This window comes from Niastella soli, assembly GCF_017742245.1.
GTDB classification, from domain to species: Bacteria; Bacteroidota; Bacteroidia; order Chitinophagales; family Chitinophagaceae; genus Niastella; species Niastella soli.
The window spans coordinates 1,066,522-1,090,113 of record NZ_JAGHKO010000004.1 but is presented as its reverse complement, the minus strand read 5'-3'; the positions used below and the strand labels follow the sequence as shown (position 1 = coordinate 1,090,113).

The window sequence follows — 23,592 nt, the reverse complement described above, 5'->3', positions numbered from 1 at the left end:
TTGACGCCTTTTTTTATGCAGATACCCTTGCGAATATGCACTGTAAAATGCGATTATATGTTAGAGATAGGTAATTGGAAATGCTAATTTTTAAACCTAATTGACCAATTAACGAACTCGCACCCGCAATTGATTGAATAGCTTTGGATCAGCCGTTTAAAACGATTACGGCTACTTTTTTCTCACCATTAAACAACTTGCATATGAAAAAGATTCTACTAATGTTCTCCCTGCTGGAGAAGAACGGGCTGTTTTTTTTAATGTATTTATTATTGATCTCTTTGGCGCCTGTATACGCCCAGTACGATATCGTGGTGGCCAAGGATGGCTCGGGTAATTACAGCACGGTTCAGGCTGCGATCAATGCAGCCCCTTCAAACAGTACTACCCGTACTGTGATCTATATTAAGAACGGATCGTATTATGAAGTGCTTACCATTCCAACAAACAAGACCAATCTGACTTTTATTGGTCAGAGCAATACCGGTACGGTGTTAACGTACGACAATTACGCCAGTAAGATCAACCCGGCAACAGGCCAGGCCTATGGTACCTCCAATTCGGCCAGTACTTTTATTAATGGGGCGGGTTTTTATGCGTTAAATATAGCATTTGCGAACTCGGCGGGTCCTGTGGGGCAGGCTGTAGCAGTTCGTTGTACGGCCGATAAAGCGATCTTTAAGAATTGCCGGTTCCTCGGTAATCAGGACACCTACTATGCGCACAGCGGCAGGGCCTATCATGAAGGTTGTTACTTTGAAGGGACCACCGATTTTGTTTTTGGTGGCGCCATTGGTTGGTTCGAGAATTGCGACATTTATTCCAAAGGCGGTACATCACTTACTGCTGCGAATACGGCCCAGAATATCGCATACGGATATGTATTCAATAATTGCCGCATTACGGGTGCAGGAACTGCCATTACCGATCTGGGACGCCCCTGGGGTGGCTATGCGTCCGTTACCTTCAGGAATACCAGTATGTCGGCAGCTATAAAAGCGGCTGGCTGGAACGACTGGGGTAATTCCGCTAACCAGGCAACTGCCCGCTTCAGCGAATACAGTAATTCAGGAAGTGGTTATGTGCCTGCTTCAAGACCTTCCTGGGTGCACATCTTAACGGCTTCGCAGGCATCCGCTTACACCATGCTGAATGTTTTGAAAGCTAATAACGCCAATCCGCAGGTGACCGATAACTGGAACCCATTGACCACTATTAAAGCAACCGGTGGGAGTACGGTCAGTGCTTTCTCCACTATCCAGGCAGAAAGCTATAGCAGCATGTCGGGTGTACAAACGGAAACCTGTAGTGAAGGCGGTTCAGATGTAGCGTATATCAACAATGGTGACTGGATCCGTTTTGGCAGTGTGAATTTTGGCACGGGTGTAAGTGGTTTCTCTGTCCGGGTTGCTTCCAATGCAACCGGGGGAACGATCAAGTTTCGCCTCGATGCTGCCGGGGGCACCCAGATAGGTGCTTGTAATGTTGCCAATACGGGTGGCTGGCAAACCTGGACCACAGTTACCGGTACGGCCAGTGGTGTTACCGGTGTGCACGATCTGTACCTGTCGTTTTCAGGCTCTTCCAGCGACTATCTTTTTAACCTGAATCATTTTGTATTTACAGCAAGTGGCGCTCGTTTAGATGCCACAGGTACATCCACAGAGCCGGTAGATGATCGGGTCCAATTATTCCCATCTCCGGCCGATCAGGAGATCACGATCGCGATAGGGGAGGTGTTAAATAAAGATGTCCGCCTGCTGATCTTTGACAACCTGGGCCGGCAGGTACTGGCATCAACACTTAAAGGAAATATCAGTAAGGTCCCGGTGGGTAATTTTGTGCCCGGTACTTATATCGTCCGGTTGTACAATGGGCAGCGGATAATTACTAAAAAATTCTTGAAAAAGTAGGTGCAGATACAAGTTTAAGGAGTAGAAAGTAAGAAGTAGGAAGTAAGAAGTAAGAGGTAAGAAGTACGAAATATGAGGTGAAAAATAAGAGATAAGTTTGAACAGTTGATGTTAAAAGGCGAGCTCTCAAATTAGAGACTCGCCTTTTTTGTATTAACTCGTCAACTTGTTAACTGGCCAACTCGTCAACTTTCTGCTTCCTACTTCATATCTCTTACTTCCTACTTCGATTTCCCATCGCTGCCTTAACAAACTTCTAACAGTTTCTCTTTATGGAGTTTTCCGGACATTTCATCTTATTGTCAACTGAGTAAAACCTAACTGTATGGCAAATACCCGGATAACCACTTTACGGAAGGCGGTAAGCTATTTTTTCCGGATGTTGTTCTGGCTACCGGTCACATTTTTCAGCCTTTTGTTAGTGTATAATACGTTGCCGTATTTCTCTTTCAATAAAGGGTTTGGTTTTATTCAGGAAAGAAGCCTGCTGTTCCAAAGCCATTTGTACAACGCCTGCTTCTATATTCACATTTTTGCCGGTGTAGTTTGTATTACTACTGCCGTCATTCAGTTCTCCAGATATATTTTAAAGAGATCAAAAGCCATCCATCGCTGGTCGGGCCGGTTGTATGTGTTTGTGGTGTTATTCCTTGGCGCACCTACCGGTTTTTACCTGTCGTTCTTTGCCAAAGGAAGTTTTTGGGAAAGAGTGCTGTTTATGTTCATGGCGGTATGCTGGTTTATGACTACCTATTATGGACTTAGTACCATTCTTAAGAAGAATGTACTGGCGCACAAGATCTGGATGATCCGAAGCTATGCAATGGCTATGACGGCTGTCACATTTCGCATTTATCATATCGTGTTCTTTCTGCTCAATTGGGGGCATTTGGAAAACTACGAGTTGTCGTTATGGATCAGTGTGATCGGTAATATGCTTTTTGCTGAGCTCATCATTTTCCGGAAGTGCCGGAAATACCTGCGGTCCTTTGCATTGTAAACCTAAACATCATAATATGAAATCGCTATTACTCCTCGGCGCCACACTAATGGTTGGCGCAGGCATTTATGGGTTTGTTGATTATAAGAAAAGGGAACAAAGTGCAGCGTTTAGATCTTTATACAGAGAAGAAAAAGCGGTAGTACAACAACCCACTCCTGAAGTGGTTACCTCACCAGCCCCCATTGTTACTGAGCCGACAGTTAAAAAGGAAATGGTAGTGGAAACAAAAAAGCCTGCCCAAAAGAAGGTGGTAAAAGAAACCTATAAAAGGATCAGCACGAAGGCGTTTAGCCGGGCAATACCGAAAGAAGCAGCCATTGAAGATATGGAGCTCCCTGTAGAGGAACCCGCACCCACACCAATAAAAAAGGCGTTATAATAAATGTGGCAAGTGGCCTATCAGAGCTTTAAATGCCGGGCCACTATACTTTCCAGTTCTTCTAAAGTAATATAATCATAATCACCGGCAGGTGAATAGGGTGATTCGTTGTCTGCAGGTGGGTTTTCCAAAGACAAAAAGTAATGATAGTAGTCAAGATTGAATGTGGAGATATAAACTAAATATTTCCCGGTTTTGTCTGTCAGCCCAATTGCTTCCAGATCGCCTTCCCAATGATCGTTAATGACGATATTGGTAGCTCCGTATTTGTTTTGGAGATGCTCCACCAGATCAATTATCCGTTTGTTTTTGTTGAGCGTTTCTTGTTTTAGCCGCTTATTAAAGGAAAGGATCTTTGTTTCCGGTAACCCTTTTATGAGATACGCCCCCAGGTTAAACCAGGTTTTGCATTCGTCGAGCACCCAGGCATCGGAACTGCATATTAATCCGCTGTTTTCTATCAGGTATTTATCGGGGGCGTTTTCAAGAAGTATTTCCCAGGGGAAATGATGTTTTTCGGCTATTTCATAACAGGTACCCTTAAGTTTACCGCTGTTTGAAACGGGTGCATCAAACACCCAGATCACTTTTTGAAGTTGCAGTTGTTGTAAGGTCTTTCCTATAATGATCAATGCGTCTTCAGTAGTTTGTACGGTCCGGTAAGAACCGTGAACGGAGGAAATATCCCGGTAACAGCCGTCCAATCCTTCAAATACAAATCCGCCCGACAAAGCTGTTTCCAGTATGATCAATACATTAAATCCATCAAGTAAAATGGTTTGCCCTTTTAATTTGGTGGGTGATACTTCTTTGTTTTTCCGTAGGCTGAGCTCGTTGGCAGAACAGGACATTCCCTGCAAGGCCTGTTGCTGGCGTTTTACCAGCTGATACCTGTTGCCTGCAAGCGTCAGGGAAGCCTTGAGGGGGTAATCCCTGCTAAGCAGGTAATACATATCCTCCAGGGCGTATTGTAATCGCTCCTGCGCTTCGGGTTCACCGAACAGTAAATTGTCAGCTTGGTTGTTCTCTAAAGTGCTTCGGGTTGCCATGCTGCAAAATTAAGCAAGTCTTATTAATGATTGTCTTAATGCCAAATTTGTAGCAATCTGTATATGAAAATAAAAAAACGTATGCTTTAGGGTGATAGGAATGAAATTTGTTATGTAGATGGCTGTTTTATAAGCAGAATAATAAAAAATTATGGAACTAACAGGGGAGATGTATGGCTTTTATTCAAATAGAGAATTGCCAGTTGTTTTTGAAGAATTGAAGAAATTTGCAGAAAGTATAGGGTATAAATTTAACATTCATACTTTTCATGAATGGGAAAACATCTTCTTTTATAAGGATGAACAAATGCTTCAATATCATGATGAGAAAGGATATAATACAGCACTCAATGGAGAAGGATGTTTTGGTATTGAGGCCAAAAAAAACACAAAATTAATAGGAATTGCCACTCTTTTTGAATTTGAAGGTGATTCTAACTTTGATCCTCATGATATCAACCTGGTTTTAAACCATGTAAATTACTATCTGCTGGTTATTCCTGATATAATTGAAGAAGATGAGTTTTCAAAAAAGATACATAATGCGGTACGGAGTATACTATTATCAGAATAGCAGCTATTGCTAAGGGATAATAAGCAGGATGGTCATGGGAATTGTTTTTAGTGAATAACTCATAACTTTAGGGTAGAAACCAGACCACCATGGCCAGTCCAGCTCCAGAAAATAAAACTATTTCCAGGAAACAACGTTTGATTACCTGGTTGAAAAGGCTTGGCTTTTGGGGATTTCTTTTCTTTTTGATAAAAGGCCTTATCTGGCTGGCCTTGTTTTATTTTGTGGCAAAAAAATAAGCGGCTACCCTCGCTTTACTTAAATTTTATCCGGAAGAGTAATTTCGGATCAGCTATATTCCCAATTGCGTTGTAAAAGTAAAATATTTCAAAATCATTACCTCCGCTCTTTTGCTTATATGCCAGCAGATCTTTTAGTGAAAAGGAAATTGGATTCCCTGTACCTTTCCCCTTACTGGCGAATACAACATGATGTTTTCCATCCTCAATACTCAGATTTGTAATTGCCTCTGAGCCGGGGGTATCCCGGAAATAATATACAGTTATTACATCTCCACTTTTAACCTTGTCGGTTTTGATAATTATATCCCGGATATTATAGTCGTTACACTCTTTGATTTTTATCTTGTTGTAATAAACATGCCAATAGTCAATGGTATCAGCCCTGGTGGTCTGTGAAATTCCTGTAAGGGCGAGAAGCAGCAATAATAATAGTTTCATAGGTCGGGTATCATTTATTCTGTAATGATAAAGAAAAATTTAGAATAGATCAATAAGGTATAAACAAGGGTAAGTGCCACCAGTTGTTGTGTTTATTGGGCGTTAGCATCCACTTCAAAAATGCCAAATGTATTGTTATCCTGATCTATAAAGTAACCCTGCCAGCATCTGCCCGGTATTGCAAATTTGGGCAGGGCGACAATACCACCGTTTTTCAGGATCGATTCCGCTGTTTTATCAAAGTTTTCAACCATAACAGAACAAACGTATGCGTTGGTTCCACAGGCGGTGGGTGGTATGGCTGCCGGGCGTTTCAGCAGGCCGCCATTTATGCCGTTTGTCTCAATCCGGTAATATTCAATAGGTACATATTCTTCTTTTATAAACTTCCAGGAAAATACGGTTTCGTAAAACCTGATCTCCCGGGCTGGATCGGAAGATTGAATTTCGAAATACCCAATTGTATTCATATAATGTATTGAAGGATGATAAAACTAACAGGAGAATAAATTTACAAAATTCAGTTCCTAATTAATGAACATAGTTTTTACATCCTTCAGATACAGGGCGGCGTGTTGCAGAAACGCTTCTGGTTTACTTAGCGGACTGCCTTCTTCCTTTTTGCTGAACAAAACGCCATTGCTAAAGTAATAACGCCCGCTTTGTACCACCTGGCCGTCTTTTGTCCACGTGCTTGTTGATACAAGTACCAGGCTGTCATTGTAGAAATAAAAGTATTCTATAAGCAATGATTCGCCATGCTCAACCTTACATAGTTGAAGCGTTGCTGGCTTTGCATAATAGGTATCGGAAAAGGAGGTTTTGGGTTTTCTTTTTCCTTTTGGTGTTTGGTAGCCATCCGTGATAGCCGTGCGCAGTCCGTTTGTTGTATCGATAGAGGCCGCCAGGCTGTCTATTTGTTTAACAGAAAGTTGACTGGTTGTAAGGGATAAAGGCTTGTTTTGTGCAGTGGCCTGTAAACTGAAAAGGATTAATGTTGTGATTGTTATGAGCTTCATACGGTTTATTCAAAAGGGTTAATTTTTTTATCAGCATAATTATGAATGTCCAACTTGGCCCTTGGTCACAGTCGTGCAACAACTGAAGCCAGGTTGGCAGCGCATATAGTGCGCTTCCGGATGTGAGAATACTAAAAAATGGTGAAAAATGGAAATGTTTAATCCCGTTGGGCCGGATCGATTTGAATATATTTCTTTTCAACCATACATTAGCGTTTCTAATAACAGGAGCGCATTCGGTAAATAATAAAAGAGGATACGCTTTTCATGAAAAAGTTCTCCCCTGAATTGTATAACAAGCAAAACCGGTATGATACGCTTGTTGTGTCTGCCTGGCGAATTAATTAGATGCAATATGAGAATGCTTTTAATAATAATGCTGACCGCTTTATTTCTTTGCTCATGCAGTACAGGCCTGAATGTAAGGAAATCAAAGATTGTATATTTTAATAAGGAATTCACCGGCACGTTTGATAACAATGCCTATGATGTGAATGGACGTAGGTATGGATCGCCCACGTTGCTAGGCTTATTTGAACGCTACAATGAGAAAGCGGACAGTGTATCGATACTGTTTGATACGTCTGGTAGGCTTGAACTAACCTTTATGGACAGCTTAGGAACGGTTAAAAGTGAAAAGTTTAAAGGCTCCTTCGGGAAAAAGGGTTATTACCAGGTATATTTACGTAATGATAAGATAGAGATCCCGCCTGTATTTCCAATCATTTTTGGTAAGCATAATATTAATAGGGTAAGATTGGCATGCACGCCTGAGGGAAATTTAATTATAGATAATCAATGGAATGAAAGCGGGAACATATTTCTTCTGGGTGTTGGTGATAATGGAAGACGACAAAGTTTTTTCAGCAGAAAAAAGTAAGGTTAGTTGATGAAATGAGGATGCAGAAACTGATGGTTAACGTCAGCATCTATAACTGTGTTCTTCTCCTTTCGGTTTTATATTAAGGTTAAGTGACTAAAAAAATGTAAAAAGGGTAAGGTTCTAACGCTCATAAACTGAAAGGTTTATGCGCTTTCTTCCAGCACCATATGAGTAATTTTTGTTAACTGACTTGCATATGTAATTTTCACGCCATACATTCGCGGCTGTTAATCATACCCCTGAATATTAACCTAAATCGTACCCTGATGACCAGCGAAGACCTGGCAGTAATATCGGCGTGTCTGCACCGATATTGCAAACCTTTGTTCTTTACTTTATTTTTATTGGCGAGCGTATGCTCATATGGCCAAAACCTCAGTCCGGCAGACTACCCGGTTGTATGGCTGCGGGCCGATAGTACCGGCGCTCTGAATGGCTTTTGGAAAGATGCTACCGGTCAGGGCCACGACGCATCGGTCTTTGGACAACCCGTGCGTGTGAACAGCTCACTCAATTACAATCCCGCTTTTAGTTTTAATGGCTTTAATGATTCTTTAAGTATTCCCTGCAATGTAGATAGCATGGCTGCGGTAACTGTGATAGTTGTATTTCAGCCGGCAGACACCGTTGAAACCGGTGTATGGGGCGCAGGCAACGCCATGGCGCATAAAATGATGATGACTACCCGGCGGGTGATGGGCCCGGATAGCAGTGTGGATAACATTGGTGTGAATGGTGGCTATGCCCTGTTGAGCACCGTTATTCAAAACTGGCCATCCACCACGTTATTAAGTGAGAATGCATACCTGTTGTTCGGTTCCACTCAAAACAATACCAGGCCTTTTAAGGGTACCATTGCCGAACTGTTGGTGTTCGACCGAAGCCTCGATGTGCTCACGCAAATACAATACGAAACTTATTTAGCGATCAAATATGGTCTTCCGCTTACCCGGGGAAATTATGTGAGTGCGGGTGAATCGGTGTTGTGGAATGCCGATAAAAATAAAGACTTCGCCTATCGCCTGACGGGACTTGGCCGGGAAGACTTCTTTTCCCTTCATCAAAAGCAATCGATCAGTGCTATTGATCCGGATGGCTTGCTCGCTATCAGCAATGGTCAATTCATAGCAACTAATGCAGCTAATACCGATACCCTTGCCAATGGCAATTACCTGGTATGGGGTGATAACAATAAATCATTTGGTAAATCGGCTACTGCCGATGGTCAGTTGCAAATGCTGAACCGGCAATGGTTGATGAATGCAAGCGGCACTGCAACCAATAGTTTTAATACAACCGTACAACTGAACCAGCAATTGCTTGGAAACAGTAAATATTGGTTGGTGGTGAACCGCGGTGCTTATGCCGGTTTTCCGGTAGATAGTCTTGATTATTATTTCCCTGATAGTATTGACGCCAATGGTCAGGTTAGGTATCGCAATGTGAAGTGGGATGCCGACCAGTCGGGCAAGGATCTGTTTGGTTTGGCGGTAGCCAAAGACCTGTTGCTGAAATTGAACGTGGTCGATACGCCTTCCTGTGTTGCTGCCCAGGCAGGCAGTGCCAGGTTACAAGCCATAGGTGGTCAAAGCCCTTATGTATATACCGTTACCAATGCGCAAGGTGAGGTGGTTTCAACTGGTAAGTTCTTTAATACCACATCAGTTGATGTTAGCAAACTGAGTGTAGGTAATTACCGGGTAGTGCTCAAAGACAATAAAGGGCACCAGAGCCTGCGTACGCTTGTAATGCCGGCGCCTGCTGCACAGCGGTTGCTGATCGGGTTGGAACCAACCCAGGTTTTGCCAACCGGTGGAGAGTTACTGCTGGATGCGGCGAAACATATTACACCCGGCGATGCTACCAGCTATCAATGGACCTGTGAGAATGGTTTCAATGCTATAACGCCCCAGGTAACAGTGAAGCAACCTGGTACTTATGTAGTAAAGGCAACCAGCAAGGCCGGTTGTGTGTTCAGCGACACCGTAAATGTAACAGGTAAAGCGTTACAGCATATTGCTGTGTATCCCTCTCCCTCTATAGATGGCAATTTTACCGTTAGTATGTCATTCCCAAGATCAACCAATGTAAAGGTGGGCATCTATGATGTGAAAGGCAATAAGGTACAGGAGATGACTGGTAAGAACAATACTGAATATCGTTTCCCTGGTCACCTCGTTACTGCCGGCACCTATACGATAATGGTAGTTACCAAAGGCGGGGTTGATTCCCGTACCCTGTTGATCCTTTAACACTAATATTATAATTCAGACCCTATTACCCCAATCCTTTTAAACCTTATCCATTCTAATCCCTATCTCATGAGATCCAATTCTGTTCGAAATATTTCTTTTTCCCTGATCGCATTAGCATTTGGTTCGATCAGCTATGGTAAAACGCCAACAAACGACAATCATTCCGCCCATCGCCAATACAATTCTCCACAACGTGAGGGCGTGATCGGAATGAATGCCACCATTTCAATTGATAACCCGGCAGATAATTCTTTCCACGTATACCTGCCCACAGCGTTGCGGGGAAATGAACGTGTGTGGTTGAAATATGAGCTGGATGGTGTGCAGGACTATACAGCAGTAAGCCGGAGTGTGAACGATCAGTTTGCTGCCGGTGGGTATCTGGTTAAAAAACGGCAGGGCTGGGCATTACAAAAAGAACGGCTTAGCACTTCCTGGTTGAAAAAGGGTGATAACATCATTCGCTTTACATTGCCGGACGCAGCTGGTTACAGCTATCGAATAAAAAATCTTTCCATAGAAATTGCAGCCCCGGAAGTAGGCGAAGGTGGCGTGATCATCACGCAACCTTCGGCTGCTTATTATGATAACAAAGGGTATATCCGGGGTTTTGTAACAGGCGCTGGAAAAAACAAAGTTAGCGTTACCGTTGATGGCAAAGCCGCCCGGGTTTGGAAAGGGGCATTTGAAGCAGTGGTGAACCGTCCGGCCAATGCTACCGGTAACTGGCAATCCATGATAGCAATAAGCTATGCGGATGGCAGAAAAAAAACACAGGTTGTTCATTTTGACGGTGAGCAAAAGGCCGACTACCGGTTTGAACTGGATGGAAAGGTAATTCATACCCAGAAATTCTTACAGCAAAACCAGGCCGCAGTACTTACTGCGGGTGGTGCTGCAATTATGATCCCCAAAGCAGCCCTGAATGAAGTGGCCACTGTTTCGGTTACTGCCTTACGTGCAGTAGACTTACCTGCTATGGACCTGGGTATGGTGAATGTAACCCGGGGGGCTGGTTTTCGCTTTCTGCCCCATGGTACCCGTTTTACCAAAGCAGCGAAACTGGCGCTTGAATATGATGTAACAAAAATTCCTGAAGGATATACCGAAAAAGATATTCGCACCTATTATTTTGATGAGAGGAAGGGCCATTGGGTGGCGTTGTCGCGCGACAGTGTGTCGGTGTGTGCAGGTAAGGTATTTTCCCGCACGTTACATTTTACCGATATGATCAATGGTATTATCAAAGTGCCGGAATCACCGCAGGTAGAGTCCTTTAATGTGAATACGATGAAGGGTATAAAGGCTGCTGATCCGAGCGCGGCGGTGAACCTGATTGCACCGCCGAAGGCAGGCTCTATGGGGAACGCCTCGCTGGGATATCCGATTGAATTGCCGACGGGCAGACAAGGCATGCAGCCCCAGTTATCGATCAGTTACAACAGTGGCGGGGGAAATGGCTGGCTGGGGTTAGGCTGGGATATTTCGGTGCCGTCTATTGGCATTGATACGCGCTGGGGCGTTCCAAGGTTTGATGCCCAAAATGAAACGGAGACCTATACGTTTACAGGTGAGCAGTTAAGCCCTGTGGCGCACCGCGGTAATTTGATAGCCCGCTCCGGCGAAAAGCAATTTTACCCCAGGATTGAAGGAGCTTTTAACAAAATCATCAGACATGGCAACAGCCCACAGACTTATTGGTGGGAAGTGACCGATAAACAAGGCACCAGGTATTTTTATGGTGGTGACCCCGCTACTGGTGTTGATCAGGAATCTATATTGAGCGATGCTGCCGGAAATATTGCCTATTGGGCCTTGAAAAAGACATTGGACCTGCATGGTAACTTTGTAAGGTACCAGTATGCCAAAGTGAATGACGCCGGATTGGCAAATGGAACTGTGATGGGCGTTCAATTGTACATTAGTAAAATTAGTTACACCGGGTTCAATGGACAGGATGGAAGATATACCGTGTTGTTCAGAAGAGACCGGGACCTGGACGGCCATACCAGTAGAAAAGATATAAGCATTACTGCCAATAATGGCTTCAAGCAGGTTACGGCCGATCTGCTGAAACAGATAGATGTTCAACTGGATGGCACGAATATTCGTCATTATGAACTGTCGTATAATGAAGGCGCTTTTTATAAAACACTGCTGCAAAGCATTCGTCAATTCGATGCAGCCGGCAAATTTTTCAACCAGCATAGCTTCGATTATTTCAACGATGTGGCATCTGGCAAAACGCTGGTACCGCTGGCAAGTGCTCAGAGTTGGCAGGCGGGTTCGGATAATGTGCACGGAAAAATGGTCACGCATGTAAACGGTTTTACCGATGAGGCGTCGGCTTTAGGCGGAACGGTTTCGAAAGATGTGAGTGGCGGTGTAACCGTGTCTGTAGGGATTGGCGGTGTGGTTACCAGTAAAAATAATTCGGTAGGTGGTTCATTCTCCTATTCTCAATCACAAAGCCAGGGTATGCTTACAATGGTGGATATCAATGGTGATGGGCTGCCCGATAAATTATTCCTCGATGCCGGGAACAACACCTTGTATTACCGGCCAAACCTGAGTGGTGTAACTGGCAATACCGGTTTTGGTAATAAAATAGCTATTACCGGTGTAAATGTATTCCAGAAAGATAAAACACAAGGATACACCGTAGGATTGGAGGCCCTTGCGCTCGGAGGTCTGATGGCAGGAGCCAATGTGAGCAAGTCGACCACAAAGACAACGATTTTTTTTACTGAGGCCAATGGTGATCAGTTAATGGATATTGTGAAGGAGGGTAAGGTGTATTTTAATCATATTGATCCCACAACAGGTATTATAACGTTTACGCCTACAAGTACAGGTACTCCAAGTCCCATTTTTGCGGGTGTCACCATTACGCAGGACCTGGTGGATGCGGCCGAACTGGCCAACGAACAGCAGGAAGCTATAAACAGCAATCCCCTGCAGGACATTGTGAGAATGTGGCAGGCGCCCTATAGCGGTACCATCAATATAACCGCCCCGTTGCAATTGTTACAGAGCAATGATCCTGACCGGGCAGAGACACCTGCGGATGGTATAAGGGCGAGCGTACAGTTAAAGGGCGCTGTAATTTGGAGTGAAAATATTGCAGCCGATGATTATACCGTTCACCAGCCTGCAGGGTTGATTGGCTTGCAGGTACAAAAAGGTGATCGCATTTATTTCCGCATCGGTTCTGTTGAGAATGGCTCTTATGACTCGGTGAACTGGGCGCCCGTGATCGATTATGTGGGCCAGGACCTGCAGGTGGCCGATGCCAATGGAAAAGCATTGTATCGTTTTGACGCAGTCAAAGAATTTGTGTTGAGCAGTGCGCAAACCCTTACCCCGCCCATCAACGGACAGGCAACTTTCGGTGGGCCATTTAAAAAACCAGTAACAACTGATGATGTGATGCTGGTGGTACTGCATACCAGTTCAAATGGAACAGATACCTTGTGGAAACAGACATATACCCGCGATCAGGTTATTGCCACAACGATCTCAGTACCCAATATCCCCGTTAGCAATACTGACCAGTATAGTTTTGTGGTAGCCTCCCAAACAAATATCGACTGGCCGGCCATTGAATGGCAGCCTTCCATGATATTTACTTCAACCAATGATCCTGGCATCGATCTGACTGTTACACCTTTGCAGACAAATGCAGTGCCGAAATATACGATACTGGCCAACATGTTGCAGGCAAGCACACCTTACCTGATTGGCTTGTCAGACACTTCTTTGCATACCATTTCAGTAACGCCGCAACTGAGCATTAACCCTTCGCTGGCTTTTTCGGGTCATGCACCTACAGGTGAGATTATTTTCTCGGTAAAGGCATCTGGCAAATTGTTGGGTAAAGTGAGTTTGCCGGTTAAAAATGGTGTTTTGCAAGGCGGAATTTATGTGCTGAGTGTGGATGTGCACAATCAGGACCAGCTTTATATTGAATACCACGTAGCCAATGATACCATTGCTGCGGCCATTACCAATGCGAATGCTTCGATAGGAGGCGATATTTCTGCCCAGGTAACAGCCGGTTTATTTTCAACTGTACCAAAGAATAATAAAGAAGAAGATCTGATTTTTGGAAGCTTCTACCGGGGGTGGGGACAGTTTGCCTGGAATGGCAACAATGGCTGGGAAACAGACCCTATCGATGAAAGCCTGGTAAGACCAAGTGACCAGATAAAACAAAAGGAGGGTACAGATCCTGATGCGCTTTCTCAACAGAATGGTGACCAGCTGAACCCTTCGCAAACCTATGATCCCAAACAGGACCGGTTTATTATTCTCATCGGTAATGGGAATGATCAGCGCTGGAGCGGATACGACCAGCAGGTATTTGTAAAGGGCGCCAATATGAGCAGCAGCCGGGAGGGTGCAGATGACGTTAGTATGTTACAGATCAATACAGGGGGGGGCAGCGGTTCGCCTGCGGTAGATAAAGTGAGCAAGGTAACAAGCATTTCTTTTACGGCTGGCGCCAGTGCCGGGATAGTAGGCGGAAGTGCCAGCATTTCCAATGCTACCTCAAAAACGCTCACTGATTACATTGATCTGAACGGAGATCACTATCCTGATGTTGTTGGTGAGAAAACTATCCAATATACAGATGCCAGAGGTGGTTTGTCGAACAGAACGATTGCCAGTAGCGTTATTCAGGAAACAACTACCCAAACAACTGGTATAAGTCTTACGGGTTCAGCATATATTCCTACTGCCATCTTCCGTAAAAAGCCTTCAGGTGATGTGCAGGTAGATGCGGGAAGTGCACAATCAAATGCCGGAAGTGGGCAAATCAGTGTAGGTGGCAATGCCGGAGTGGTAAATGGCACCAATACTGCTAATTTTTCTTATCTCGATATGAATGGCGACGGATTGCTTGATCGCGTTAACCAATCAACCCACCTGGTGTCGCTCAATCTGGGTTATGGTTTTGCTGCCGAAGAAGACTGGGGCTTCGATCAGATACAGTCTGGCGAAAGCAAGTCGGTGAGCGGTGGCGCCAATCTGGGTTATGTGAAAGGAGCTAACAGCATAAATATCGGTTTTAGTTTGTCGCGTTCAGACAATAAATCAAACCAGATGCTGCAGGACATGAACGGAGACGGTTTGCCCGACCTGGTAACTGTGGGTCCGAATTCATTACAGGTGCGGCTCAATACCGGCAACGGGTTCAGCACTGCTATTCTCAATTGGACAAATGCCTATGCCCTGAATACCAGCAGCAGTTCAACTGAATCGGGTAACCTGGCCTTTACAGTAGGATTTACCATATTTGGCTTAAAATTCACGGTGAACCCCAGTGCGAACCTGGGAGATGGCATGAGCCGTGATCTGGTGAAAATGCAGGATATAAACGGTGACGGGTATCCTGATTTTACCGCTTCTTCAAAAGACGATAATTTAACGGTATCACTTTCAACCATCGGCCGTACCAACCTGCTGAAATCAGTTAGCCGGCCAATGGGCGCCTTTTTCTCACTGAAATATCAGCGGCTTGGTAATACTTATGCCATGCCGAATAGCGTTTGGGCATTATCAGGTGTGAAAATATATGACGGCGTTGTGGGTGATGGTCCTGATACCCTGATGACGACTTTTGATTATGAAGACGGCTTTTTCGACCGAAATGAACGGCAGTTTTATGGTTTTAAGACGGTAAAAACGAAAAGTCTTGACGCTGCACATAGCAATGCCGTGTATACCATAACGACTGAGGCATATGCCAATAATAATTATTATACCAAAGGAATAGTATTGAATGAACTGGTGCAGGATGGAGCCGGGAAAAAATATACGGAGGCAGTCAATAAATATGAGCTGCACGATATAGAAACGGGTGCGGAATTACCAGCCTCTTACAAAGATAATGATGCCGGCGCTGCGTTTGTGGCGCTCACGCGCACAGATCGCCTGTTTTATGAAGGTCAGCCAAACCCTGGTAAAGCTACCTATATGACCTATGGCTATGACAACAAAGGGAATATTGTTCAATATACTGATTTTGGAGATCCGGGGACCACAGACGACATCAGTGCAGCCATTACCTATCATGCTATTACAGATAAATATATTGTCGGTTTGCCGAAATCGATATTGGTAACAGGGACTGGCATCACTTACCGCAAACGTGAAACAACGATCAATACACAGAACGGCGATGTAACAAGCATCCGGCAGTTTTTAGAGGATGGCCAGGTTGCAGTGGATGATATGGGATATAATGAGTATGGTAATCTGATAAACATTACGGGACCAGCCAATGTGAAGGGGCAACGGTTCAGGATCGACTATACTTATGACAGCCAGGTGCAACAATATATTATTAAGGCAGCCGATAGTTATGGCTACAGCTCTCAGGCTGGTTATGACTTCCGTTTCGGACAGTTGCTAAAAAAAACGGATGAAAACAATAATGCCATTAAATATCAGTTAGACGATCTTGGCCGGATAATTCAGGTAACAGGCCCCTATGAACTGGCCGCCGGGATACCATATACCATTCGTTTTGACTATCATCCTGGATCACAGGTACCCTGGGCGCATACAGTTCATTATGATCCAGCGCATCCCGGCAATGACATGGAGACGGTGACCTTTATGGATGGCCTGAAAAGAACGCTGCAAACAAAGAAGGACGGCGCCATTTTCCAGGGCAATGGAAAAGCCGATAAAGAGCAGATGATCATTTCGGGCCGCATGCTCTTCGATGGCCTGGGTCGTGCTGCAGCCGCTTATTATCCCATGACGGAAGATAAAGGAACAGACAGCGTATTCAACTCCGGCTTCGATAATATTGCTCCGACCGTGAAAACGTATGATGTGCTAAGCCGGGTGCTGAGTACCACACTTCCGGATGGTTCGATCACAAAGAATTCATATGGTTTTGGAAACGACCGTCAGCAACAGACACAGTTCAGTTCAAAAGTACAGGATGCTAATGGCAAGATGAGCGAACAGTTTACCAATGTGCGCAAACTAACGACCGCCACAAGGAGTTATACTTCAAATGGCGACGTGTGGACCAGCTTTACTTATGATGCCATGAAGCAGCTGTTAACCGCTACCGATGACATTGGCGCTGTTACCAGCTCGGAGTATGATATGCTGGGCCGGCGAATCAGGCGTACACATCCCGATGAAGGTGCCACGCTCTTTAGTTTTGATTTGGCAGGTAACGTAACAAAACGGGTAACGGCGAACCTGCAAAAGGAAAATATGGCCATTAACTATGGTTACGATTTTAACCGCATTACTGATATCAATTATCCGCAAAACCCGGAGAATAATGTGCATTGTATTTTTGGAAAAGCAGGGGACCCATTCAACCGGGCGGGCAGGGTAATTGTACAGGAAGATGGATCGGGGGCGCAGGAATTCTTTTATGGACCATTGGGTGAAACGGTAAAGAATGTACGTACGGTCGTGATCCCCCGCTTTGGTCAGCAGACCTATGTAAGCCAGTTTACTTATGATACCTGGAACCGCCTTACATCCATGATATATCCCGATAGTGAGGTGGTGAACTACTCGTATAATGTGGGTGGCACGCTGTTGTCGATGAACGGTAACAGGGCGGGTCGGGTAACTAATTATATAGCTCAGCTTGGGTGGGATAAATTCGAGTCCCGTGTTTACCAGGAATATGCCAACGGAACGCATACCAGTTATAGCTATGAACCCGATCGCCGGCGCTTGCAAAACCTGCTTGTTACAATCGGAAATGGCCGGCGTATCATGGATAACACCTATGCCTATGACAGGATGGACAATATTCTTAGCCTTACCAATAACGCTCCCGTGCCTTCCAGCAACCAGATGGGCGGTTCTTCACAGTATAGCTATGGATATGATGATCTGTACCGGTTAACGACCACCTCTGGTGAGTATAAGTCGCGCAATGAACAAGACCGGTTCAGCCTTACCATGGAGTATAATAGTGTGGGTGGTATTACTCATAAGGTACAAACCAGCGACAAGAGCCCCAATGGAAATAACAAGTGGATCCCGCAAAAGAAAATGACCTATGATATAGCTTATAAGTATGATGCCAAACAGCCGCATACGGCCACGCATATTGGCGGGCAGACCTATACTTATGATGCTGATGGCAACCAGACCGGTTGGACGGATGATAAAACAGGACAGCGGCAGAAACTGGTATGGGATGAGGAAAACAGGCTGCGGAGCGTATCGGTGAACGGGCAGCTCAATAGCTATGTATATGATGCTGGTGGTGAACGCGTGTTGAAGGGCATTGGCGCAGGACAATCAGTGTTTGTAAACGGTGATATCAGCAGCATGTCGGGTGGCGTAGGGAATTTTACAGTATATGTGAGCCCATACGTAGTGGTAAAAAGTGGCGAATATTCCAATCACTATTTTGTAGGCACCCAACGTATTGCAACGAGGTTAATGCATGGCTGGGACCAGCAGGTTACTGCGGCAGATGCAGGAGATACGATTTCTTTTACCAGGAAGGAAAAATCCATGATAGCGGGTATCGTTCGTGATCAGCAGGCGCTGCAGAATAATGGCAGATCGAATTCAGCCAGTGTTACTGGCAAGGATGCCAGAGGTAATAGTGATAATGTTGTTGCGAACAACAATGGCAACAATGGTAATGGCAGCGCTACTAATCCCGGCAATCACTACGCTTACGGGCATTACAAGAATGGTAAGGGGGGAAATTCAGGTAACAGCGACAGTTCTCACTTCCTGTATTATTATCATGCCGATCATTTGGGCAGCACCGGTTATGTTACAGATGCTACAGGCGAAGTGTATCAGCATATGGAATACATTCCGTTTGGTGAAACTTTTGTGGAAGAGCATAGCAATACTGAACGTACACCTTATCTGTTCAACGGAAAGGAACTGGATGAGGAAACAGGATTATATTATTATGGGGCGCGGTATTATGACCCAAGAACAAGTATTTGGGCAAGTGTAGACCCCGAAGCGGAAAAGAACAACCGGTGGAGCCCTTATGTGTTTTCCGGCGACAATCCTGTGGTGATGGTCGATCCCGATGGTAAAGACTGGTTCTATTATCAGGCGAAGAATGAGAAAGGCAAGTCATGGCATTATCATGATGGGCACACGGCCACTTATACCAATACAAAAGGAAAACAAGTGACTACTTCTAAAGGATTTTCCCATTTAGTGACCTTTCAGATAACCGGTACAAACGAAATGGGCGCTGTAACTGGAAAAATTACCATTTATGATCAGGACAAAGAAGTACCTGTTCCGTTTGATGCGTTTTCCGGAGCAAATAGTATCGACAAATTTGCTCCTCTTCCATCCGGCAATTATATGATGAACCTGAACCAAAGAGATGCAAGAGGGCCTAAAAGGCAAAAGCCCAATGACGACAACCCGATGCCATATGGCGGTATTCAGGCAATACCTGACAATAATACATACATTGCTAACGATGGGAAAATTAAACCGATGAGTGAGGGTATAACTGGCCCTTATGGAAATGGACGTATCCGGTTGAATCAAACGGATGGCAATCTGAATATGATCCCTATGGACCAGCAGTCTGCGGGCTATTACCTGCATGGAAAAAAAGCCGTTGTCAATTATACGCATGGTTGTGTCTGTGACAGGTCCGAAAGCGTGTTCAATTATTTCTGGTCGGGTGCAGGTAAGGATGTAAGAGGACTGGTTCCTTTTTCGGTTACGAAATAATGTATTATACAATTAATTATTATTGGCTGTGGCAACTGCCGCAGCCCGAAGATCCAGATTGATGTAAATGATGTAAACAAGCTTGATGAAGAAGGCGAGAAAAATATCTATTATGATAGCAATCGTAAAACAAAGGTGTTTGTATTAAAAAATAAGATCCGGAAACTGGTTAACAGCTTTAATAAGAAGAAGAAATGGCAGGCCAAATAACTTTGAAATTGCAGTTGATTTTAATCTTATCTGTTCTTGCAGCTAATGGTCTGTTTGCTCAGAAAGTCATAAAAAGGGGTGAAGACTTTTATGTTACCCCTCAAAATGATTCTGTCTTTATGGTATCGTACGTAATAAAAAATGATTCGAAAGACAGTGTATGGATGTGGTTCGATCCACAGAAGAGCGAGCGTGTGTATGATAATTTGAAACGATACTTTTATTTGCTAAAAGGCGATTTTTCATTGCTGGACATCTTAAATGAGGAATCGGTATTTGACAAAAGGTTAAATATAACCGGACTGTCTTTTGTTAAGCTTATTCCGCCAAACAGTCAGTTTGGAATATGCTTACTAAAGAACAGCTTAAATGATTGCGTAGATACATTGGATCGTACAGTGGTGCTGGTTAAATCAGCTCAGTTAAGCAGATCTATTAAAAGCGCACTTGACCGGAATATAGAATACATGTATAATCTGGATATGATCGTGATCGATAGGAGGAAAAGATTGGGCCAAAAAATAGCTTCCTCTACATCCCCGGAGGAATTAAAAATGCAAAGATGAGAATATTTACACTTCATTTTTTGATCTCCTTTTTGCTGCTTTCCTGTATTGACAGGGAGAAGCCAGTTAATAAGGCTAAATTAAAAGGAGATGATTATCGCCTTTTTCAAAATACACCGGCCTGGGAATTGGCAAAAGCAGTGCAGGATGAGAACGAAGACAGGATAAAAGGGATTTTAGTGAAAGACCCTGGATTGGTAAACTTTCAGGAACCCAAATTTGGGCATACACTTTTGCAACTTACTATAAGGAACCAGCAATTGGAGTCTTTTAAATTGCTGTTGGCTAATAAGGCCAATATACATATTCATGATACATACGACGGTACTTCTGCTCTTATTGAAGCCTGTCGGTATCCCTGGTACGACATCCGGTTTGCAGAAATACTTGTGCAAAATGGCGCCAACGTAAATGATGTGGAAGTGGGTGAAAGAAGGAAAGGAAATTCTACAAGGTTTACGCCTTTAATGGAGGCCGCTAAAGAGGGTAGGTTGGATATGGTTAAATTATTTGTTTCAAATGGAGCAAATATCGATTACCAAAATGAATATAAGCAATCAGCATTAAGCCAGGCCGTGATCCTCGAACATTATGACGTGTTATTGTTTTTATTGCAAAATGGCGTTGATTACAAACTGCCAATTACATACAATGAGACGCAGCATAAAACATATTATTTAGTAGATGAATTAAGATTTTTTATGCCTGATCTTGGCTCAAAAGATCACCAACTCAAAAAGCAGGTGGTGGATTATTTAAAAACCAGGGGCGTAGACTGCAACGCTGTTCCCATCTCAGAATTCGTCAAAAAGAAAGCCCAAAGGCTTCATCCCAATAATTGGCAGCAATATTTGGAGAAGTATTAAACTGCAAAGTCTCTCAATGAGGGCTTTTCAATATTCAAATGATATGAAGTATATTTTTATTGTCTGTCTGGAAAGCGGCAGTCAGGGTGGAAATTATGTTTACCTGGCGGATATTGATGCGATTGATCTAACAAAAGTTGAGACATACCGGCATAAGGTAAATGTTGATTATTAAGCAGGAATTAATTCACTCTTCCCGCCTCAGCCTCAATGCCCGTTTTTCGCTCCCTCCGGTTAACTGATTTTCCAAAACGATAACTGAAACTAATGCCGAGACCTTGTGTGTCAGATTCCAAATAATAATATACTTCTGCATGCTGGATCTTTGTAAGCCTTCTTGTTTTGGCGGTATGAAAAATATCTGAACCAGTTAAGGAAATGGTTGCTTTCTCAGTAAGCTTTTTTTGTATGCCGCCATATATCATCGAACGACCCTGATTGGTCGTTTGCCACAACAGCAATTTACTTCTGTAGGTGGTGGTAAGATCGCCTGACCAGCCGTTGTTGAATTTGAACTGGTGATAGGTCTTTAAATAAAAGGTAGTCAGGTTTTCATTGTTATATAAACCCTCATTAAAAATTTCCCCTTTGTAATGACTGTTAATAAGTTCCTGAGCAATGTTTACTGTCCACCAGCGGGTAATATTGAATGTCCAGTTTATGCTGGTGCCAATGGTCGTATATAGGTCAACATTTACTGGCATGGTAATAAAAGCATCACCTACCTGTTTACTGCCCCGGGTTATCAATCCTTTGGTACGGCTGTAATTGATACCGGCGATAAACCTGTTATGGGTGTAGGTTAATTCAAAATTATTGCTGAAAGCTGGTTGCAGCAGACTGTTGCCTGTATTGGATGTGTTTCTGTCGAAATAAAAAGAAGAGGGGTTCAGATCGTTGTAACTGGGCCGTTCAATTCTTCTGCCTGCCGAAAAGCCCAGGGTGTTTTTACCGCTGCTGTCTAGCTTATACAGCAGGTAAAGGGTAGGGAACATGTTAGTATAGTGTAGGGTGAATGCGGTGTCTGGTTTTAGGGCCATATTATATTGTAAGGCATTCCCGGCTGTACTTTCCATCCGTATACCTGCCTGTGCAGAAAACCGATTGAAGCTCTTTTGCAACGTGACAAAGGCCGCATGAATATTTTCCCGGTACCGGAATTTGTTGGTTAGCCGGTGGTCAGGATACAAATCATTGCCCGATTGATTGAAATAATTGCTCGTATTGTTTCTTTCTGAATAAATGGTTTGAACTCCCTGTTCCCATTTAAGGCTGCCGAACAACGTATCAGTGTAATTGACTTTTGCACTATAAATAAGGGCTGTATAAGGACTTGCAGTTATCAATACAGAAGGTGTTGCGATTGGATCATCCGGGTGATGAACTTCGCTTTCCAGGTGTTGATTAGCCTGATTGGCATATTGCAGGTAATCGAGGTTAACGTTTATTTCCCGGCGATGTCCTGCCAAAAAATGTTGCAGGTTTAGGTTTAGCGCATTTCGATGCGTATTAGTGGTGAAGCGGCTGTTTGAGCTAATAGCCGAGTCGGACTTATCTGTATTGCCATAAAACTGGTTATTGTATTTACCTTTTTCTCTATAAGGTTGCCTGTACCCATTGCACAATACACCCACCGTAGTGTTCTTGCTTACAAAATAATCGATGCCCACATTATAATTGAAATTCTGGTCATGATTATTCTCGTGTACATCTTGTAACAACGTATACGACAATGAATTATTAGGATAGGTGTATACTCTTTGCCGGTGCGAACTGAAATAGCCGTTAAAGACACTATACCCCGCTGTTGAATATATATTAAAGTGAGTATTCCTGTAATTAAGCAGCAGGCTGTTGTTCGATCTGAAATATCGGCTCTGTCGGGCGCTAACAGTGGCATTTCCGTTAAACCCACCAGTCTTTAGTTTCTTCAGTCTTATATTAATGATAGCGGTGCCATCTGCATTGTACCGCGATGAGGGGTTCGGCATCAATTCAATTTGATCGATCATGGAAACGGACAGGGAACGTAAATAATTTACCAGGTCTGTGCCGGTAAGCCGGGTGGGTTTATCATCGATATAGATGATCACGCCTTCCCGGCCTTTTAAACTGATGCTTCCATTTTCATCAACCAGTACCCCAGGGGCCATATTCAACACATCAATGGCATTGCCACCAGCCGTTGAAACCAATGCATTGGCGTTCACTACTATTTTGTCAAGCTGATGTTCGATAAGCCTGGTCTTCTGTGCGGTCACCACCACTGTCTTCAACTGTTTTGTTTTGGCTGAGTCCATGGCCGGCCTTCCTACGGAGGTTGTATCCTGTTGGGCGTTTGCATTGTAATAAGAGTACAATCCCGAAATGAATAGGGCACATCGAAGTATCTGCTGCATGGCACAAACCTATAACTATTTGTTTAGTTGAACAACTAAATAAATAGTTAATGTGATTAAATTTTGGGATAGG

The 23,592-nt window shown here is 43.8% G+C and carries 15 protein-coding genes; 10 read left to right on the top strand and 5 right to left on the bottom strand.

What is annotated here, in order from left to right; all coding sequences use genetic code 11:
* The first annotated feature begins 203 nt into the window (after positions 1-203).
* The 3 genes from J7I42_RS19300 (at position 204) to J7I42_RS19290 (ending at position 3,295) form a co-directional block, all read left to right on the top strand.
* Positions 204-1,913: a pectinesterase family protein gene (locus tag J7I42_RS19300; protein WP_209140486.1), complete on the top strand. Its 1,710-nt coding sequence runs from the start codon at positions 204-206 to the stop codon at positions 1,911-1,913.
* 325 nt (positions 1,914-2,238) lie between these two features.
* Positions 2,239-2,913 (top strand): DUF2306 domain-containing protein, encoded by a 675-nt coding sequence (locus J7I42_RS19295; protein ID WP_209140485.1) that lies wholly within the window; start codon positions 2,239-2,241, stop codon positions 2,911-2,913.
* A 16-nt stretch (positions 2,914-2,929) separates the two neighbouring features.
* Positions 2,930-3,295 carry a hypothetical protein gene (locus J7I42_RS19290; RefSeq protein WP_209140484.1) on the top strand — a complete coding sequence of 122 codons (366 nt, stop codon included), beginning with the start codon at positions 2,930-2,932 and terminating at the stop codon, positions 3,293-3,295.
* 20 nt (positions 3,296-3,315) lie between these two features.
* Here the strand turns inward: J7I42_RS19290 and J7I42_RS19285 are convergent, their stop codons facing one another.
* Positions 3,316-4,344 (bottom strand): DUF434 domain-containing protein, encoded by a 1,029-nt coding sequence (locus J7I42_RS19285; protein ID WP_209140483.1) that lies wholly within the window; start codon positions 4,342-4,344, stop codon positions 3,316-3,318.
* Between the two features lie 151 nt (positions 4,345-4,495).
* Between J7I42_RS19285 and J7I42_RS19280 the strand changes: the two genes are divergently transcribed.
* Positions 4,496-4,918, top strand: a complete 423-nt coding sequence (locus J7I42_RS19280; RefSeq protein ID WP_209140482.1) for a hypothetical protein — start codon at positions 4,496-4,498, stop codon at positions 4,916-4,918.
* A 254-nt stretch (positions 4,919-5,172) separates the two neighbouring features.
* On the opposite strand, the gene J7I42_RS19275 is transcribed toward J7I42_RS19280, so the two are convergent.
* The 3 genes from J7I42_RS19275 to J7I42_RS19265 all read right to left on the bottom strand — a co-directional run bounded on the left by J7I42_RS19275 (position 5,173) and on the right by J7I42_RS19265 (position 6,617).
* A complete protein-coding gene (locus tag J7I42_RS19275) occupies positions 5,173-5,598 on the bottom strand; it encodes a hypothetical protein (protein WP_209140481.1) in 426 nt (141 codons plus the stop codon).
* Between the two features lie 92 nt (positions 5,599-5,690).
* The gene (locus tag J7I42_RS19270; RefSeq protein WP_209140480.1) at positions 5,691-6,068 is read right to left on the bottom strand and encodes a VOC family protein; all 378 of its coding nucleotides are present in this window, start codon (positions 6,066-6,068) and stop codon (positions 5,691-5,693) included.
* A gap of 57 nt (positions 6,069-6,125) precedes the next feature.
* Positions 6,126-6,617, bottom strand: a complete 492-nt coding sequence (locus tag J7I42_RS19265; protein WP_209140479.1) for a hypothetical protein — start codon at positions 6,615-6,617, stop codon at positions 6,126-6,128.
* A gap of 355 nt (positions 6,618-6,972) precedes the next feature.
* On the opposite strand from J7I42_RS19265, the gene J7I42_RS19260 reads away from it, so the two are divergent.
* From J7I42_RS19260 to J7I42_RS35420, 6 genes are all read left to right on the top strand, one after another.
* Positions 6,973-7,497, top strand: coding sequence for a hypothetical protein (locus tag J7I42_RS19260; protein ID WP_209140478.1), 525 nt, complete (start codon positions 6,973-6,975; stop codon positions 7,495-7,497).
* Positions 7,498-7,766: 269 nt separating this feature from the next.
* Positions 7,767-9,752, top strand: coding sequence for a T9SS type A sorting domain-containing protein (locus tag J7I42_RS19255; protein ID WP_209140477.1), 1,986 nt, complete (start codon positions 7,767-7,769; stop codon positions 9,750-9,752).
* Between the two features lie 69 nt (positions 9,753-9,821).
* Positions 9,822-19,478 carry a SpvB/TcaC N-terminal domain-containing protein gene (locus J7I42_RS19250; RefSeq protein WP_209140476.1) on the top strand — a complete coding sequence of 3,219 codons (9,657 nt, stop codon included), beginning with the start codon at positions 9,822-9,824 and terminating at the stop codon, positions 19,476-19,478.
* Between the two features lie 329 nt (positions 19,479-19,807).
* Positions 19,808-20,254 (top strand): hypothetical protein, encoded by a 447-nt coding sequence (locus J7I42_RS19245; protein ID WP_209140475.1) that lies wholly within the window; start codon positions 19,808-19,810, stop codon positions 20,252-20,254.
* Complete coding sequence (locus J7I42_RS19240) at positions 20,251-21,120, top strand: ankyrin repeat domain-containing protein (RefSeq protein WP_209140474.1); 870 nt, start codon at positions 20,251-20,253, stop codon at positions 21,118-21,120. Before J7I42_RS19245 ends, J7I42_RS19240 begins: the two co-directional genes overlap by 4 nt.
* A 43-nt stretch (positions 21,121-21,163) precedes the next feature.
* Positions 21,164-21,295 carry a hypothetical protein gene (locus tag J7I42_RS35420; protein ID WP_262898137.1) on the top strand — a complete coding sequence of 44 codons (132 nt, stop codon included), beginning with the start codon at positions 21,164-21,166 and terminating at the stop codon, positions 21,293-21,295.
* A gap of 7 nt (positions 21,296-21,302) precedes the next feature.
* On the opposite strand, the gene J7I42_RS19235 is transcribed toward J7I42_RS35420, so the two are convergent.
* Positions 21,303-23,519 (bottom strand): outer membrane beta-barrel family protein, encoded by a 2,217-nt coding sequence (locus tag J7I42_RS19235; protein WP_209140473.1) that lies wholly within the window; start codon positions 23,517-23,519, stop codon positions 21,303-21,305.
* Positions 23,520-23,592: the final 73 nt, after the last annotated feature.